The 16414-nt window shown below is 67.0% G+C and carries 12 protein-coding genes; 7 read left to right on the top strand and 5 right to left on the bottom strand.

Annotation, left to right across the window (positions count from 1 at the left end; all coding sequences use genetic code 11):
* Positions 1 to 103: 103 nt before the first annotated feature.
* Positions 104 to 4444 carry a rhamnogalacturonan lyase family protein gene (locus tag E1263_RS44000; RefSeq protein ID WP_272949640.1) on the top strand — a complete coding sequence of 1447 codons (4341 nt, stop codon included), beginning with the start codon at positions 104 to 106 and terminating at the stop codon, positions 4442 to 4444.
* On the opposite strand, the gene E1263_RS03515 is transcribed toward E1263_RS44000, so the two are convergent.
* Positions 4435 to 5256, bottom strand: coding sequence for a helix-turn-helix transcriptional regulator (locus tag E1263_RS03515; RefSeq protein ID WP_132165274.1), 822 nt, complete (start codon positions 5254 to 5256; stop codon positions 4435 to 4437). The two genes, E1263_RS44000 and E1263_RS03515, sit on opposite strands and share 10 nt — an antisense overlap.
* 56 nt (positions 5257 to 5312) lie before the next feature.
* On the opposite strand from E1263_RS03515, the gene E1263_RS03510 reads away from it, so the two are divergent.
* Both E1263_RS03510 and E1263_RS03505 read left to right on the top strand, forming a co-directional pair.
* The gene (locus E1263_RS03510) at positions 5313 to 5813 is read left to right on the top strand and encodes a VOC family protein (protein ID WP_132165272.1); all 501 of its coding nucleotides are present in this window, start codon (positions 5313 to 5315) and stop codon (positions 5811 to 5813) included.
* Positions 5814 to 6125: 312 nt separating this feature from the next.
* A complete protein-coding gene (locus E1263_RS03505) occupies positions 6126 to 7406 on the top strand; it encodes an adenylosuccinate synthase (RefSeq protein WP_132165270.1) in 1281 nt (426 codons plus the stop codon).
* A gap of 24 nt (positions 7407 to 7430) precedes the next feature.
* Here E1263_RS03505 and E1263_RS03500 read toward each other — a convergent pair whose 3' ends face one another.
* Entirely contained in the window at positions 7431 to 9422 is a 1992-nt protein-coding gene (locus E1263_RS03500) for a serine/threonine-protein kinase (protein ID WP_132165268.1), read from the bottom strand.
* A gap of 39 nt (positions 9423 to 9461) precedes the next feature.
* Between E1263_RS03500 and E1263_RS03495 the strand changes: the two genes are divergently transcribed.
* Positions 9462 to 9833, top strand: coding sequence for a DUF1330 domain-containing protein (locus tag E1263_RS03495; protein ID WP_202868706.1), 372 nt, complete (start codon positions 9462 to 9464; stop codon positions 9831 to 9833).
* A 25-nt stretch (positions 9834 to 9858) separates the two neighbouring features.
* Here the strand turns inward: E1263_RS03495 and E1263_RS03490 are convergent, their stop codons facing one another.
* Together E1263_RS03490 and E1263_RS03485 are read right to left on the bottom strand one after the other, a co-directional pair.
* Entirely contained in the window at positions 9859 to 11904 is a 2046-nt protein-coding gene (locus E1263_RS03490; protein ID WP_165956449.1) for a sialate O-acetylesterase, read from the bottom strand.
* A 138-nt stretch (positions 11905 to 12042) separates the two neighbouring features.
* Positions 12043 to 12747, bottom strand: coding sequence for an SDR family oxidoreductase (locus tag E1263_RS03485; RefSeq protein ID WP_132165262.1), 705 nt, complete (start codon positions 12745 to 12747; stop codon positions 12043 to 12045).
* Between the two features lie 92 nt (positions 12748 to 12839).
* Between E1263_RS03485 and E1263_RS03480 the strand changes: the two genes are divergently transcribed.
* Together E1263_RS03480 and E1263_RS03475 are read left to right on the top strand one after the other, a co-directional pair.
* Complete coding sequence (locus E1263_RS03480) at positions 12840 to 13427, top strand: TetR/AcrR family transcriptional regulator (RefSeq protein ID WP_132165260.1); 588 nt, start codon at positions 12840 to 12842, stop codon at positions 13425 to 13427.
* Between the two features lie 20 nt (positions 13428 to 13447).
* Positions 13448 to 13846, top strand: coding sequence for a PPOX class F420-dependent oxidoreductase (locus E1263_RS03475; protein WP_132165258.1), 399 nt, complete (start codon positions 13448 to 13450; stop codon positions 13844 to 13846).
* 29 nt (positions 13847 to 13875) lie between these two features.
* Here the strand turns inward: E1263_RS03475 and E1263_RS03470 are convergent, their stop codons facing one another.
* Positions 13876 to 14994 carry a glycoside hydrolase family 88 protein gene (locus tag E1263_RS03470; RefSeq protein WP_132165256.1) on the bottom strand — a complete coding sequence of 373 codons (1119 nt, stop codon included), beginning with the start codon at positions 14992 to 14994 and terminating at the stop codon, positions 13876 to 13878.
* Between the two features lie 194 nt (positions 14995 to 15188).
* Between E1263_RS03470 and E1263_RS03465 the strand changes: the two genes are divergently transcribed.
* Positions 15189 to 16388 (top strand): alginate lyase family protein, encoded by a 1200-nt coding sequence (locus E1263_RS03465; RefSeq protein ID WP_132165254.1) that lies wholly within the window; start codon positions 15189 to 15191, stop codon positions 16386 to 16388.
* The last annotated feature ends 26 nt before the right edge of the window (positions 16389 to 16414 follow it).

Here is a 16414-nt window from a genome sequence, read left to right as displayed (position 1 = left end):
TCGATGAACCGTTGTTCGCCGGTCAGCGGGCGTGATACTCATCCAATCTCAACGGGAGAACGCTTTCCATTGACTCTCCGTCGCCGTCCCCAGGAGTTCGATGATGACTTTCCGTAGGGCGCTCGCCGCACTGCTTCCGCTGGCCCTGACAGTTCCGCTGATCCAGCCCACCGCAGCGACGGCCGCAGCCACGGCCGAGGTTGCCTACCGCTTCGACTTCGGCCCCTCGGAGAGCGCGGTCGCGGATGGCTACACGGCAGTCGGCCCGGTCGCCTACGAGGCCGGCCGAGGTTACGGCTTCGCCGATCCGGCCAAGGTGACAGCGGTCGACCGGGGCACTGATGACGCTCTGCGGACCGACTTCGTCGCGGTCGCCGGTACGTCGTTCGTCGTCGATCTGCCGAATGGCGACTACACCGTGGCGCTGGTGGCCGGCGACGCCACCGAGGCGAGCGAGATCGCGATCACCGGCGAGAAGATGGCCAAGGTCCAGCTGACCCCGAAGCCCGCCGCCGAGTACCTGGCGATGACCTTTCCGATCTCGCTGGTCGACGGCCAGCTGAACCTGGACTTCAGCGGCACTGCCGCGAAGATCAACTCCCTGGTGATTACCCGGCTGCAGGCCAGGACGGCCGGGCCGAAGCCGACTGCCTTCCTGGCCGGCGACTCGACTGTGCAGACGTACGACCCCGGGTACGCGCCGCAGGCAGGCTGGGGGCAGATGCTGGGCCGGTTCCTCAGCGACGACGTGCTCGTCGCCAACAAAGCGATCGGGGGCCGGAGCTCGAAGAACTTCATCAGCCAGGGCCGCCTGGACGAGATCCTGCGGGTGATCCGGCCGGCCGACTACCTGTTCATCCAGTTCGGCCACAACGACGCCACCCAAGGCGTCGACGACCGCTACGCCTCACCGGCCGACTACAAGGAGTACCTGCGGACCTACGTGCACGGCACCCGCCAGCGCGGGGCAGTGCCGGTCCTGGTCACCCCGGTCTCCCGGCGCAGCTTCGACGCGACGACAGGCAAGTTCAACGTGAGCTTCCCGGAGTACGTCGCCAAGATGATCGAACTGGCGGCCGAGGAAGACGTCGACCTGGTCGACCTGTCCGCCTCCAGCCGGGCCTACCTCGACCAGATCGGACCGGACGCAGCGAAAGCGGTCTTCCTGCATGTCGATCCAGGCGTCTATCCCGGCCGCCCGAACGGAACCATCGATGACACGCATTTCCAGGAGTACGGCGCGATCCAGCTAGCCCGTCTGGTCGCCACGGACGTCGCCAAGCTGGATGTCCCGCTAGCGGACGAAGTGATCGAGGTAGCGCCGCCTGCGAACGTTCCGACGGCCCCTACCGGCCTGGTGGCAAGCAGCGTTTCCAACGCCGGCGCCGTACTGCGCTGGACCGCGCCTGCTGGTGCCGACATCTACCGCATCTACCGCAAGGCCGCCGCAGCCCCAGACATGGCGTACGGGCTCGTCGGCACTACGACGACCACTAGTGCTGTGGTGCAGGGATTGGCCGAGGGGGAGAGCTACTCGTACCGGCTCGGCGCAGTCAACGGTCGTGGCGAGTCGCAGCCCTCGGTGGCGACCACGTTCACCACCAAGCGAGCGAAGTACAAGTTCGACCTCCAGCCGGTCGGAGCACCGGTGGCTGCCGGGTACACCGAGGTCAACAGGACCACGACGTACTCCGTGGAGCGGGGCTTCGGCTTCACCCAGGCACCGGACGCCATGGCGGACCGGGATCGCGGTAGTACGGCCGGAGTGCCCAACGACCTGCAGCGGGATTTCGTGCTGTCGGGGAACCCGTTCGAGTTCAAGCTGGACGTTCCGAACGGGACGTACATGGTCAAGACCTACAGCGGCGACTGGATCGGCAGTAGCCGGACCGATTTCGCCATCGAAGGCCGCCCGGCCGGCAGCGGGAACGCTGGCAAGGAGAGCGTGACCGAGAAGCTGAACGGTCCGGTCTCGGTCGCGGACGGACAGCTGAACATCGTGATCAGCGGTACCGGTGCACGGCTGAACGGGATCGACGTCACGCCACTACTGGTCGCGCCGGCGAACCTGAAGGTCGATTCGGTCGCCCCGCAGGCCCCGAGCGCGACGCTCAGCTGGGATGCGGAAGCCGATGCTGTCGGCTACCGGCTCTACCGGCAAGGACCGGGCGACGACGAGCCGGTCAAGGTGGCGGATCAGGCCGCGCCGCGCTTCGTTGACAACACCGTGACCGCAGGGCTGGACTACGCGTATCACGTGACCGCGCTCGACAACATCGGCGTGGAGTCGGTGCCCTCCGGGGTGGTCCGTGCTGCGGTTGTCGACCCGGCTGTTGCTGTCCCGGTCGCGCCGACGAAGCTCAAGGTGCAGGCGATCCACAAGCACGACCTCACTGTGGATTGGAAGCAGAGCAAGACGGCGCGGAGTTACCTGGTCGCGCGGGCGGAAACCCCGGGCGGGCCCTACAAGGTGGTCGGCCGGACGACGGCAACGTCGTACAAGGACCGTGCGGTTCTCACCACGATCAAGTACTACTACCAGGTCTCGGCAGTGAATGCCGGCGGTATCTCGGCTGCTTCCGCAACGCTGGAAACCCCTGCTGTCACGGTGCTCAAGCGGCAGGCTGAGTACCTGGATCGCGCGCCGTCCGCCGTACCGACTGCTGACGGCAAGGTACTGGTGGGCTGGCGACTACTCGGGACGGACCCGGCGCCGATGGCGTTCCACGTGTACCGCGACGGCGTCCGGATCACCCCGAAGCCGCTGGCGCACACCACAAGCCTGCTGGATCCAGCCGGTACGGCGAAGTCGCGCTACCGCGTGACTGCCGTGTTCAACAAGAAGGAGTCGCCGGTCACTGCCGAGTTCGGCACCTGGGCCAAGAGCTACTTCTCGCTGCGCCTCGACAAGCCGGCGGACGACTACACGAAGGACGGCCAGCCGTATACCTACAGTGCCGGCGATGCCAGCGTCGGTGATGTCGACGGCGACGGCAGTTACGAGATCATCCAGATGTGGGCGCCGTCCATCAGCAAGGACAACTCTCAGGCCGGCTACACGGGCCTTGTCTACCTCGACGCGTACAAGCTGGACGGCACCCGGCTCTGGCGGATCAACCTGGGACCGAACGTCAGAGCCGGTGCTCACTACACGCAGTTCCAGGTCTTCGACCTCGACGGTGACGGCCGGGCCGAGGTCACCCTACGGACAGCGGACGGTACGACGGACAGCCGCGGGACTGTCATCGGCGATCCGAACGCGGACTACCGCAACAGCAGCGGGTACGTCCTGACCGGACCCGAGTTCCTGAGCGTCTTCGAAGGCTCGACCGGCAAGGTCCTGGACACCGTGGACTACACGCCGGCGCGGGGTGATGTCGGGTCCTGGGGAGATGCCTACGGCAACCGGGTCGACCGATTCCTGGCCGGTGTCGCATATCTGGACGGCGAACACCCGAGCGTCGTGTTCAGCCGCGGCTACTACACCCGGACCGTACTGGCGGCGTACGACTTCGTCGGCGGGAAGCTGCAACAGCGCTGGGTGTTCGACACCAACGACAAGGGCAGCGAGGGCGGCTACGGGATGGGCAACCACAACCTGTCGGTGGCCGATGCCGATGCCGATGGCAAGGACGAGATCGTGTTCGGCTCGATGACCGTCGACGACAACGGGAAACTGTTGTACAGCACGGGTCTCGGGCATGGCGACGCGCTGCACGTCAGTGACCTGATTCCGGCCCGCCCGGGGCTGGAGGTCTTCGCGGCGCACGAGTCCATGGGGCAAAGTGGCAACCGTGGTGCCACGATGCGCGACGCCCGGACCGGCGCAATCATCTGGGACATCCCTGCCACCAAGGACACCGGCCGGGCCGCGGCCGGCGACATCGATCCGCGCCACCCGGGCGCCGAGGGATGGGCGGTCGGCGGTGATGCGGCCTGGAACTCCCGGGTCGGCCAGCTCAAGTCCGCCACCGGCGAGCTGGTGTCGACGACGATCCCGGCAGCCAACTTCCTGGCCTGGTGGGACGGCGATCCGCTGCGCGAGATCGTGGACCACGACTGGAACACCACCACACTGACCGGGACGCCGACGATCGCCAAGTGGGACTGGGAAACGAGCTCCACCAACGTCCTGCTCGCCGACCCTGGAGCCCGCTCCAACAACGGGACGAAAGGTACGCCGGTGATCCAGGCCGACCTGTTCGGCGACTGGCGTGAGGAGATTGCCTGGCGCAGTGCGGACAGCTCGGAGCTCCGGATCTACAGCACCCCGCATCCGACCGATCGGCGGCTGCACACGTTGATGCACGACCCGGTCTACCGGCTGGGTGTGGCGTGGCAGAACACGGCGTACAACCAGCCGCCACACCCGAGCTTCTTCATCGGCCAGGACATGGTGCAGCCGAAGCCGCCGAGCATCGTGGTTCGCAGTCCTCAGCGATAGGCGGTGACGGCACGTTCGGCCTGGGCCCGGAGCGCGTACTCGGCCGGGGCCAGGCCGATCTGCTGTTTGAACTCCTTCGAGAAATGCGCCTGGTCGAAGTAGCCGAGTGCGGTCGAGAGCGCGGCGAGCTCGGTGACGTCGCCGCGCGCCAGCAGCTCGGCGCCGTCATGCAGGCGGTAGCGGCGCAGCACCCACTTGGGCCCGACGCCGACGTACCGGCGGAAGAGGCGTTGCAGGGTGCGGATCGGTATGCCGAAACGCTCCGTGACCTCGTCCACTCGCGCCAGCGAGCGGTCTGTGGCCATGGCGGTGACGATGTCGCGGACCAGCTCGTACGACGCGTCTGGCGGAGCCAGGTGGTCGCGCAAGAACGCCTCGAACACAGCACGACGCCGTACGTCGGACTCCTCGGCGAAGATGAGGTCAGCCAGCCGATCGCCGTCAGGGAAGACTGCGGTCAGCGGGAGCACCTGGTCGCTGAGGGAGCCGACATCCAGCCCGGTCACGGCTCCGAATCCGCCGGCCCAGAACTTCACCCCGAACACCCGGCCGCGGCCGGTCAGTTGCCGCTCGAACTTGCGCGTGTAGACGCCGTTCACGAACGCACCGCCCGGCTGCTCGAAGGTGACGTTCACGCTGGGAAACGGCAGCACCTCGGCGGTGTAGGGCTCGTCCAGATCCCACTCGACGATCCAGTACCACTCCACGAAGCGCTCAGCGCCAGGGCCGGGGGCGAGCCGGCTCAGCGTGCGGTGCCGGGCCTGCTCCCGCGGGTGCAGGATGCCCTTCTCGCTGTCCGAAGGAGTGCTCACAGTGGCTGTCGCTTTCTTACAAGACCGGTCCGGCGGTCGGCGGGTTGACTACCAGCATGACGACGGACACCGACAAAAACAGCGTAGTCAAGCCCATCCCCGACGGTTACCACTCACTCACGCCGTACCTGGCGGTTCCGGACGGCCCGAAAGCGATCGCGTTCTACGAGGAAGCGTTCGGGGCGCAGGTGCGCAGCCGGCAGGACATGCCGGACGGGCGGGTCGGACAGGCCGAACTGCTGATCGGGAACTCGATGCTGCAGCTCAGCGACCAGATGCCGCAGATCGGCCTGCGGGCGCCGAACGGCGAGTGGGTGCACTCCTCGCTCGTCCACTACGTGCCGGACGTGGATGCGACGTACGCGAAGGCGATCGCGGCCGGCGCGAAGGCGGTGGAGGCGGTGCAGACCTTCATGACCGGGGACCGGTTCGGGACGGTGATCGATCCGTTCGGGCATCGCTGGGCGATCCTGACGAAGGTCGAGGATGTGAGCCGTGAAGAGGCCGAGCGGCGGGTCCAGGAATGGCTCGATGCCAACCCTTCAGAACTCGCCTAAAGACGGCATAAGGAAGCGGCCCGCCGGAACCGTCCCCTGCGGCAGTTTCGGCGGGCCGCTGACTAAGAGTGTGCACGTGATCACGGAAATTGGCAACCCGTCAGACGATGAAACACTTACTTCAAGTGGTCGCCTCCGCGCTCAGCGCGATGAACTCAGCAGGTGGACCGGCGTCCGGTAGGCTTCGGTCGTAAGAGCCTGGGTACGTTGCCGATGAACCGCCGGTGAACGTCTCCGGGCTTCACCGTTTCCAGCGTCCGGCTGCCGCACGTCGTGAGGGCCGCGGGCCGACGCGTGAAGAGGAGGGCTGAGATGCCCGCAATCGTGCTCGTCGGCGCCCAGTGGGGCGATGAGGGCAAGGGTAAGGCGACCGATCTGCTCGGCAACACCGGGGCGGTCATCGACTACGTGGTCAAGTTCAACGGCGGGAACAACGCCGGCCACACGGTCGTGATCGGAACCGAGAAGTACGCGCTGCACCTGCTGCCGAGCGGGATCCTGACCCCCGGTGTGACGCCGGTGATCGGCAACGGGGTCGTTGTCGACCTCGGGGTGCTGTTCGAGGAGCTGGAGGCGCTCGAGGCGCGCGGCGTCGACACGTCCCGGCTGGTGGTCAGCGCGAGCGCGCACCTGATCCCGCCGTACAACCGGACCCTCGACAAGGTCGCCGAGCGCTTCCTCGGCAGCCGCAAGATCGGTACGACGGGCCGCGGGATCGGGCCGACGTACGCCGACAAGATGAACCGGATCGGTATCCGCGTCCAGGACCTGTACGACGAGAAGATCCTGGAGCAGAAGGTCTCCGCGGCGCTGGAGCAGAAGAACCACCTGCTGGTGAAGGTCTACAACCGGCGTGCTGTCGAGATCCGCGAGGTCCTGGACGAGCTGCTCGGGTATGCCGACCGCCTCCGTCCCATGGTCGCCGACACCAGCCTCCTGCTGAACAAGGCGCTGGACGACGGCAAGACCGTCCTCATGGAGGCCGGCCAGGCCACACTGCTGGATGTGGACCACGGGACGTACCCGTTCGTCACCTCCTCGAACGCGATCTCCGCCGGCGCCTGCACTGGCACAGGTATCCCGCCGACCCGCATCGACCGCGTGATGGCGGTTGTGAAGGCCTACACGACCCGTGTGGGTGAGGGCCCGTTCCCGACCGAGCTCCTGGATGCCGACGGCGAGTGGCTGCGCCAGCAGGGCTTCGAGTTCGGTACGACGACCGGTCGTCCGCGCCGCTGTGGCTGGTACGACACGGTCATCGCGCGCTACGCCGCCCGCGTCAACGGTGTCTCCGACTTCGTCCTCACCAAGCTCGACACCCTCACCGGCCGCGACAAGATCCCGGTCTGCGTCGCGTACGACGTGAACGGCGTCCGGCACGAAGAGATGCCGATGACCCAGACCGACTTCCACCACGCCACCCCGATCTACGAAGAGTTCGACGGCTGGTCCGAAGACATCACCGGCTGCCGCAGCTTCGAAGACCTCCCCAAGGCAGCCCAGACCTACGTCCGAGCCGTCGAGTCCCTCAGCGGCGCCCGCATCTCCGCGGTCGGCGTAGGCCCGGAACGCTCCCAAATGGTCCAGCTCTAACGGATCGGTCCGGCGACATCCCCGTCAGTTCAGGCCGATGATGGGGATGTCGCGGATGAGTGGTGCGTGGCGAAGGTCGCCGAGGGTGGGGCGCTCGTAGGTGACGTTCTCGGCGGGGTTGCGGGCCCAGTTGGAGCCGGCGCCTTGGGTGGCTTCGTAGAAGGTGTAGCCGCCGATGGCCAGGAAGATGACGGCCATGGTGGTGGCCAGCCAGCGGGGGCGGAAGATGTTGCGGGCGGTGATGTGGGAGCCACGGCGGAGTGCTGCGCCGCCTGGGCCCCACCAGGCAGTGAACAGTGCGGTGGCGCCGGCTGCGGCGAAACCTACTGCTGACAAGGGCTGCCAGGTGAGGCTCTTGGCTGTTGCGGTGATGCCGGTGACGATGCCTCCGACTACTGCGCCCATCACCAGCGGCAGGATCAGACAGACCAGAGTGATCAGCCCGGCGGTCACTAACTGCACGGGTGACGAGGCGACGGCGACTACTCCGTCGGATTTGCCGGACCGGCCACGGACCTGGCGACGGCGCATCAACGCCGTACTGCCGCGGTCGACGGTGCGTGCGATGACGAAGCACACTGCGGCAGCAACTGCGCCTAGCTCGGGGTAGAGCGCGATGAGTCCGGTCAGCCCGACCATCGCTCCGACCACTACCGCCGTACGGCGTCCTGTTGCTGGGGCGCGGTGTGGTTCCACCGACTGCCCCGGCTGCGGCCGCGGTGCCACCTCCCTCGACGACGCCTTGTACGGCGCCACCTCGCGCGACGGAGGCTGATAAGGCGCAACCGGCTGCTGGTACGGCATCGCGCCAGGCGCTGCCGCAACAGGTGCCGGACTGTAGGTCGCCGGATGAGTCATAGGCGGTGTGCCGAAAGGTCCAGCCACCGGCCCACCAGCGCTGGTGGTACCCGCAGCGGCTGCTGCGGCGGCGCGTGTGGCCTTGCGAGTGGCTGCGGCGTCGCGGACCTTGTCGGCCAGCGGGGAGAAGGCGGAGAGCGGCGGGATGACCGGGGGGACGAGGCCGGCTACCTCGGTGGGAGTCGGGCCGGTCTCCACAGGCGCTGCGGTCGTGGGCTCTTCCGTGGGCATCACGCGCGTCATCTGGCGAGTGGGCGGGTGCATGTGGACCGTGGGGTCGGCGACGGGCGCCGTACGGGGCGGGAGAGCGTCGCGGCCTTCGGCGTAGCGGGTGAGGCCGGTCATGATCTCGGCCCGGGTGGGGCGGTCGGCCTTCTTGGGGGCCAGCGCAGCGGAGAGCAGAGTCTTGAGGCGGGGGTCGAGGCCTTCCAGGTCGGCCTGGCCGGTGTGGACCCGGTGCAGCACGGCCTCAAAGGGGCCCTTGCCAAACGGGCGACGGCCGGTGGCCGCGAACGTCACTGTGGCTGCCCAGCCCCACCAGTCGGCGGACTCGGACACCATCTCGCCCTCGATGAGCTCAGGCGCCAGGTAGCCCGGCGTACCGATCACCAGACCGGTCTGGGTGAGGCGGAGGTCGTCGGCGGCCTGGGCGATGCCGAAGTCGATCATGACCGGCTTGCCGTTGAGCATCATCACGTTGCCGGGCTTGAGGTCGCGGTGGATGACTCCGGCGAGGTGGATCGCCTGCAGCGACTCGGCCAGGCAGCCGGCCAGCGGGAGCCACCTGCGCGGGGTCAGCGGGCCGCGGTCGTCTACCTGCTCGTCCAGCGGACGGCCAGGGACGAAGCGCGTCACCAGGTACGGGCGGTCTGCTTCCAGGTCGTGGTCGAGGATGCCGGCCACACCGGGGTGGCTCACCTTCTGCAATGTGGTCGCTTCACGCTGCAACCGCGCGCGGGCGGTCTCGTCGTGGGCGACGTGCGGCCGCAGCACCTTGACCGCGACCTCCTGCTGCTGCGGTCCTTCGGCCAGGTATACGACACCCATGCCGCCTTGGCCGAGGCGCCGGATCAACCGGTACGGCCCGATGTGCTCCTGTACCTCCCCGGCAGGCACCTCCCCAGCCGGTATGGAAGGCGTTCCCCCTGTGACTGACATGCCATCGACTGTACGTCGAGAGCAGATCAACCAGCCATGATGACCTCGGAGGTAATCGCCGGAACGCGCTCCGCAGCGGAGGCTGAGGCCATGACCCACTACGCGATCGCCAACCTGCAGAACGTCCAGCTCGGCGCCGACATCGCCGACTACCTGGCCCGCATCGACGCCACCCTCGCGCCGTACGACGGCCACTTCATCATCCACGGCAAGCAGCCGGAGTACCTGGAAGGCGAGTGGGCGGGGACGCTGATCGTGATCGAGTTCCCCGACCGGGCGAGTGTTCTCGGCTGGTACGAATCACCCGCCTACCAGGCGATTCTCCCGCTGCGCACGAAGAACTCGGACGGCATCACGATGGTGCTGGAGGGCGTCGACCGCAGCCACAAGGCGACCGACGTACTGGCCTGACCCCAGTACGCCGATCGCCGAGCGCTCAGCTAACCCGCAGTCGGAACGCGAGCAGTCCGGTCCCGGAAGCGTTCGCGATCCACGGTCCGGAGCCGATGTGGCTCTGGTAGACCAAAGCGGTCACTCCGGTTGCCGGCCCAGACAGTGTGAGCACCAGACTCCCGTCGGTCCGGTAGGCCACCGAGGACACCGTCACCGCAGCGCCCTCGACCCGGAAGTCAGCAGCCGAGCCAGCAGCCACCGTGAGCGGGTCAGTCGTCCGCAGCTTCACCACGAGCTGTGTGCCACTCGCAGTGACACTGGCCGGGTTCGGCGCCGAGACGCCGGCCGAGGAGCCGCCGTACAGGTCGCGGGCGATCACTGCGAAGTTGTGGTCGCCCAGGTCGCGGTAGCCGCCGAGGTACGCGTAGTGGCAGCCGTCGTGTCCAGACAGCCCGTTAGTAGAGAGCAGTACGACGCCATCGGTGTCGCCGAGGGCCCGCTGCGCCTCACGCAGGTTGATGCTGGTGGTGTTGTTGCACGGCGACGTGCGGACCTGGTTCACGTAGTACCGGGTCGCCGTACCGAAGTCGGCTCGCCAGTCCGCCAGCAGAGCGCGGAATCCAGTCACGTGCACGGCTGCGTTGTCGTTGTCGCTCTCGCCTTGATACCAGAGCACTCCGCGGATCGAACCGATCACACCAGCTGCCTTGAGCCGCGTGCGCAGTCGTCCGTAGTTGGTGGTGAGGTCATCCGGGGTGGCGTCGTTCCGCTGGAAGAAGCTGATCGGCTGACCACCATGCGCTCCCTGGACGATCGCCACCGGCACCTTGTACGTGTCGACGATCCGGCGACCCATCCGGATTGCCCACTGGCCGACCGAGCCGGACTGCACTGTCACGTCACCAGTCGCGTAGTGCCAGACCCGGTCTGCTCCGGAGATCTGTCCGTCCGAGGTTGGAGTGCCGTAGCTGCGCAGCCATGGCGACTCCTCGCCATTCGCAGCGCCGTTGAACTTGGCCGCCTCCGCGTTGGACTGCCCCTGGATCACATACACGTCTCCAGAAACCACACCAGTACGGCGAGCGACCACGCGATCGATTCCGCTGCCAATCGCACGCAGTTCGAAGGTGTACTCCTGCAGCGCCGCGTTGATCCGCGGAGTGAACCGGAAGTCGCGGGACTGCGAGGTGTACGTGTCGGTGTGCCCAAGGCTGGTCACCCGCAGCTGCACCTGGCTGACAGCAGGGTCAGTGATCCGCCCGGCCACCGCGACGTTGGCGCCGTTCGCAGCGTCGCGTGGGATGAGCTGCCGGTCCTGCGGCGCCTCGGACAGACTCACCAGGGATGTCCGGACGAACGCAGTCAGCTTCCGCTGGGTGTACCGCGCCGAGTTGTTGGCGAACGTCCAGTCCGGTTGCCCAGAAGCAGCCGTTCCGATGCCGATCGATAGCGGTACGTCGGCCGGCTGCGTGAAGGAGTTGATCGCCAGCACTGTCTTCGCAGCCGCGCCAGATGGTCGCGTCCCGCCGACCTGCGAGATCTGGAACGACCCGTAAGCACCTGTGGTCGGGCTGTCGTCCACGTCGAACGTGATCGGAGAGGTGTTCGCTACCTGAGTACTGGTCTGTTCGGCGTAGGTGTTCGGCCACATCTCCAGGTAGCCGGTCTGTCCAAGCCCAGTGGTCACGTTCGGCACGTTCGACGCGACCTCAAGGTCGTCGACGCGCTGCCTGGTGACCTGTCCGGCCTTAGTGGGCAGTCCGATGGTGCGGGCGTCCGCTGAGAACGGCTCCATCGCGGTCCAGACCCGCTGCGGCCCGTCGGGCCCGTTCAGCTCGAGGCAGTAGCCGACGCGGTCGAAGTTCGACCCCACCTCGGTACGGCGGTCCAGCGTGTACGGCAGCTCCCGGTCGAGCCAGCCGGCGCGCTCGGGCAGTGTCAGCTGCAGGATGGGTGTGTAGCCGACTGCTGCGGCTGCACATCCGGTTCCGGGATCTCGGAGTGCAGGCAGGACAGCATGGGCCTGCACTGTGACCGTCGAAGCCAGCAGGGTGGCTATGACAGACACAGCAAAAAGACGTCGAGGCATGGGCGGACCTCCGGGGGCGGGGCGGTTGTCAGACCCTTTGGTAGGCGACAACCTGGCCCCAAGCTCGGGCCGGACCACACTCCTGCGGTCAGCGGTCCAAACCCTGCGCCCAATGGCCTGACTCATGACACCGCGTTGTCAGCTCTTCTGCAGCTCGGGATACGCCGCCGCGAGGTCACCGGAGACCGACTGCTTCGCCCACCGCGCAGTGTCGTCGGCGAGCACCTCGTAGGCGCCGGACTCGATCCCGTCGAGCGCCTGCTTGGCGACGTCCTTCGGCGAAGTCTTCGGACCGGAGATGCCTTCGGTCATGTCGGTGTCGACGTACCCCATGTGCAGTCCGGTGACACCGACGCCACGATTCAGCAGTTCGACGCGCAGCGAGTTCGACTGGAGCCAGAAGGCCGCCTTGGTGGCCGAGTAGACGCCGTGCCGCGCGACCCAGGACAGCGCGGAGTGCGCGTTCAGGATGTGGCCGCCGCCGTTGCGCTCGATGATCGGGACGAAGGCCTTGGTGACCTCCAACGGGCCGAAGAAGTTCGCCTCGAAGACGGCACGCAGGTCGTCGGTCGGTGCGTCCAGGTAGCTGTCTGGCGCGCTCGCACCAGCGTTGTTGATGAGCACTGTCACATCAGGCGCCGCCGCTGCCAGGGCGGCGACCGACGCTGCGTCGGTGACCTCCAGCGGGAGCGGTACGACGCGTGGGTCGGCGCTCGGCTTCGGCGTACGGGCTGTCGCGTAGACCTTGGCGACCCCGCGGGCCAGCAGGTCGTCGACCAGAGCCTTGCCGATACCACGCTGTCCGCCGGTGACGAGAACGACGGCGCCTTGCAATGCGGTCATGAGCTGCTCCTGAGTGAAATGGAAACCGATCTGTTTCCCAGAGCGTAAACCGATCTGTTTCTATTCCCAAATCCAGCCGGTACCCTCGTCGTATGAGCAGCTCGGCGACACCCCGCGAACGCCTCCTCGAGGCCGCGGGTGAACTCTTCTACAGCGACGGCGTGAATATCGGAGTGGATGCACTCTGCAAGGCTGCCGGGGTGTCGAAGAAGTCGATGTACCAGCTGTTCCGCTCCAAGGACGAGCTGATCGCGGAGAGCCTCGCGAGCCGTGGTCCGGCACTGCAGGCGATGTTGTATCCGGGTCCGGACGACCGGTCGCCGCGGGAGCGGATCGTGGATGTCTTCGAGCGCCAGGACAATCTTGTTGCTGAAGGCAACTTCCTCGGCTGCCCGTACGTCGCCACGGCCGTGGAGCTGAAGGATCCGGAGCACCCGGGGTCGGTGGTGGCCCGGCACTTCAAGCAGCAGCTCACCGACTTTTTCCACCGGGAGCTGGCGAAGGCCGGCGCCGAGGATCCCGGCACGCTCGCGATCCAGCTGACGCTGATCTACGACGGCGGCGCCGCGCGGGCCGTGGTTCGCGCCCGGGAGCTCGGCGGCATCGGCGTGCTGACCGCCGGCGCCCTGCTGGACGCGGCCGGTATCCACGTTCCGGAACTGGCCGGTCACCTGAACTGACCCCGGGGTACCGTCCGAGGATGGAGATTCCCGCCGAGTTCAAGGATCTGCTGTCCTCGACCGCTGTCGCGATCGTGGGCACGATCGGCAAGCAGGGCGAGCCGCAGATCACCCCGCAGTGGTTCCTCTGGGACGGCGAGCAGGTCCGGATCAGTCTGGTCGAGGGCCGCCAGAAGCTGCGCAACCTCCGGCGGAATCCGGCGATCTCGGTGCTGATCGTCGACCCCGCGCGACCGACGTACTATCTCGAGCTGCGCGGCCGGGTCGACGAGTTGATGCCCGATCCGGAGCTCCAGCTCGAGAAGGCCATTGCCCACAAGTACGTCGGTGACTGGTCGGACGTCGAGCCGCCCGGTACGCCGCGTTTCGCGGCTGGTGTCACTGTCGAGCGCATCACCAGCCAGCTGGGCCACCCCTGACGACCCGACGGTCGCCAGGGGTGTCGTGATCAGTTCGTCAGCTGGGCAAGCTCAGCGCCGGCCAGCAGGAACGCGCCGACGCCGAAGTCGGCGGTCGATTCGTAGTTCACCGGCTGGCTCGATTCCGGCCGGTCGCCTACCTTCTGCACGAAGCCGAGGAAGCCGTCCGGGTGCACGGCGGTCTGCACCATTCCGTTCCACGCCCGGGCCGCCATCGGCAGATAGGTGACCGAAGGCAACAACCCGGCCCGGACGGCGTAGGCGGCCGAGTACGCGAAGAACGCCGTACCGCTGGTTTCGGGGCCGGGCAGGTGCTGCGGGTCGGCCAGGTTGACGTTCCAGAAGCCGTCGGTGCGCTGGATCGACCGCAACGAACCCACCAGCTGCGTCAGGCCGGTCTTGTATTCCGCGACATTCGCCTGCTCGCCCGGAAGTGCCTTCAAGGTCTTCACGTGAGCGGCCGCGACCCAGCCGTCACCGCGGGACCAGACGACCGGCTTCCCGTTGGGAGAAAGGATTCCGGTCGGTAGGAAGCGGTCGTCGCGGTACCACAACCCGTTCGAACTGATCCACAGTTTCCGGGTTCGCTTGGTGTGGTTGTAGAGCTGGTAGACCTTCGTCCAGTACGCCGGATCTGCGCGCAACCGGCCGATTCGCGCGAACGGCGGCATCGCCATGTGCAGGGCGTCGCACCACCACCAGTCGTCGATCTTGGTGCTGTTCACCATCCGGCTCAACGTGTCGACCGACGCGGTGAGCTTGTTGGCGCCGCCTTCGAGATCGTAGAGATCGAGGTAGGTCTGGATGCAGTTGTGGTTGTCGGCATGCCGGGTGGTGACGCCGCCGGGGATGCCGTAGTTGTGCCGCTCGGCCCAGGCCCGCGCGTAGTTCAGGTAGCGCACCTCGCCGGTCAGTTTGTGGGCAGCCATCAGGCCGCTGAAGAAGGTGGCGCGGGCCCAGCCGTTGTCGCCGGAGTTGCTGTGCGTGGCGATCCACTGGTCGGCGACGCGGCGCACCACGGCGATGATGTCGGCCCGCCGCGGCAGGCTGTTCGCGGGCGGAGCCGCGCTGGCGGTGGTGATGACAGAGGGTAGCGCCGGGGCGGCCAGGGCTGCGGTTCCGACGGTCAGGAACTGACGTCTCTTCATGGGACGAATCCTCACTTTGTTCCACTGAGCTGGGAAAACGGGGCGATTAGTTCCAGCGTGAAGTAATGCCTGCTGAGATGTTGACGCGCTTACGGTCCGTCGTCAAACTTCCGAAAAGACTCTGCGGATCGGGCGCTCTGAGCGCTCTGGGAGGGAGCCGCAGAGCCTCCGCCCCGAGGAACAGGAATCCGCCCATGAGAATCAAGCCTCTTCTGGTGGCTGTGGCGAGTGCCGGTCTGGTGGCCGGCGCGTTGAGCAGCCCAGCAGTTGCCGCGCAGCCGCCCACTCCCGCGCCCGCCGAGGCGCCGGCTGTGTTCGCGCATCCCGGTGTCGGTGTCAGCCGGGCCCAGCTCGACTTCGTGAAGGCGAAGGTCCTGGCCGGTGCGCAGCCGTGGACCAACGCGTACAACCAGGCCAAGAACAGTGCCTACGGTTCGCTGTCCCGGACGCCGACGCCGCGCGCGGTGGTCGAATGCGGTCCCTACTCCCAGCCGAACAACGGTTGTACCAACGAGCGTCAGGACGCGATCGCGGCGTACACGGATGCTTTGATCTGGTACATCAGCGGTGACGTGCGCTACGCCCAGAAGTCCATTGCACTGATGGACGCCTGGTCGGCAACGATCCGCGATCACACCAACAGCAACGCAGCCCTGCAGACCGGCTGGGCCGCGTCATCCTGGCCGAAGGCTGCCGAGATCATCAAGCATGCCTACGGCAACTGGCCGAACTCGGCGCGCTTCGGCACCATGCTGCGCAACGTCTACGTGCCGGAGATCATCAACGGCTCGAACTCCAACGGTAACTGGGAATTGACGATCATCGAGGCCCTGCAGGGGATCGGCGTCTTCCTCGAGGACCGGACGATCTACGACAAGGCACTCTCGCTGTTCGCCAACCGCGCTCCGGCGTACGTGTACCTGGAGTCCGACGGCGCGCTGCCGAAGACGGTGCCGAGCCAGAACCTCAACACCCGCGACAAGATCGTCAGCTACTGGCAAGGGCAGGGCACGTTCGTGAGCGGTCTGACTCAGGAGACCTGTCGCGACTTCGTCCACACCGGCTACGGCATCTCCTCGATCTCGCACGTCCTGGAGACCTCGCGCATCCAGGGCATCGACCTCTACCCGCAGTACGGCGAGCGGCTGCGGCAGGCACTCGGGTTCCAGGCCAAGTACGAGCGGCAGGCCGAGGCGGTTCCGTCCTGGCTGTGCGGCGGCAGCGTGAACCGCGGTCTCGGCCCGATCACCGAGGTCGGTTACAACGCACTGCACACCCGGCTGGGGATCGCCATGGCGAACACCCAGGCGCTCACGGAGGCCAACCGGCCCGCCGGTACGAACGCACTCTTCGTGGCTTGGGAGACCTTGACCCACGCGGAGAACCCCGCCTGAGGTAGCAGACTCAGGCTGTGGCCCGG

It is taken from the genome of Kribbella antibiotica, from assembly GCF_004349055.1.
GTDB classification, from domain to species: Bacteria; Actinomycetota; Actinomycetes; order Propionibacteriales; family Kribbellaceae; genus Kribbella; species Kribbella antibiotica.
The sequence above is the reverse complement of the archived record's forward strand: the minus strand, read 5'-3'. Positions and strand labels throughout refer to the sequence as shown.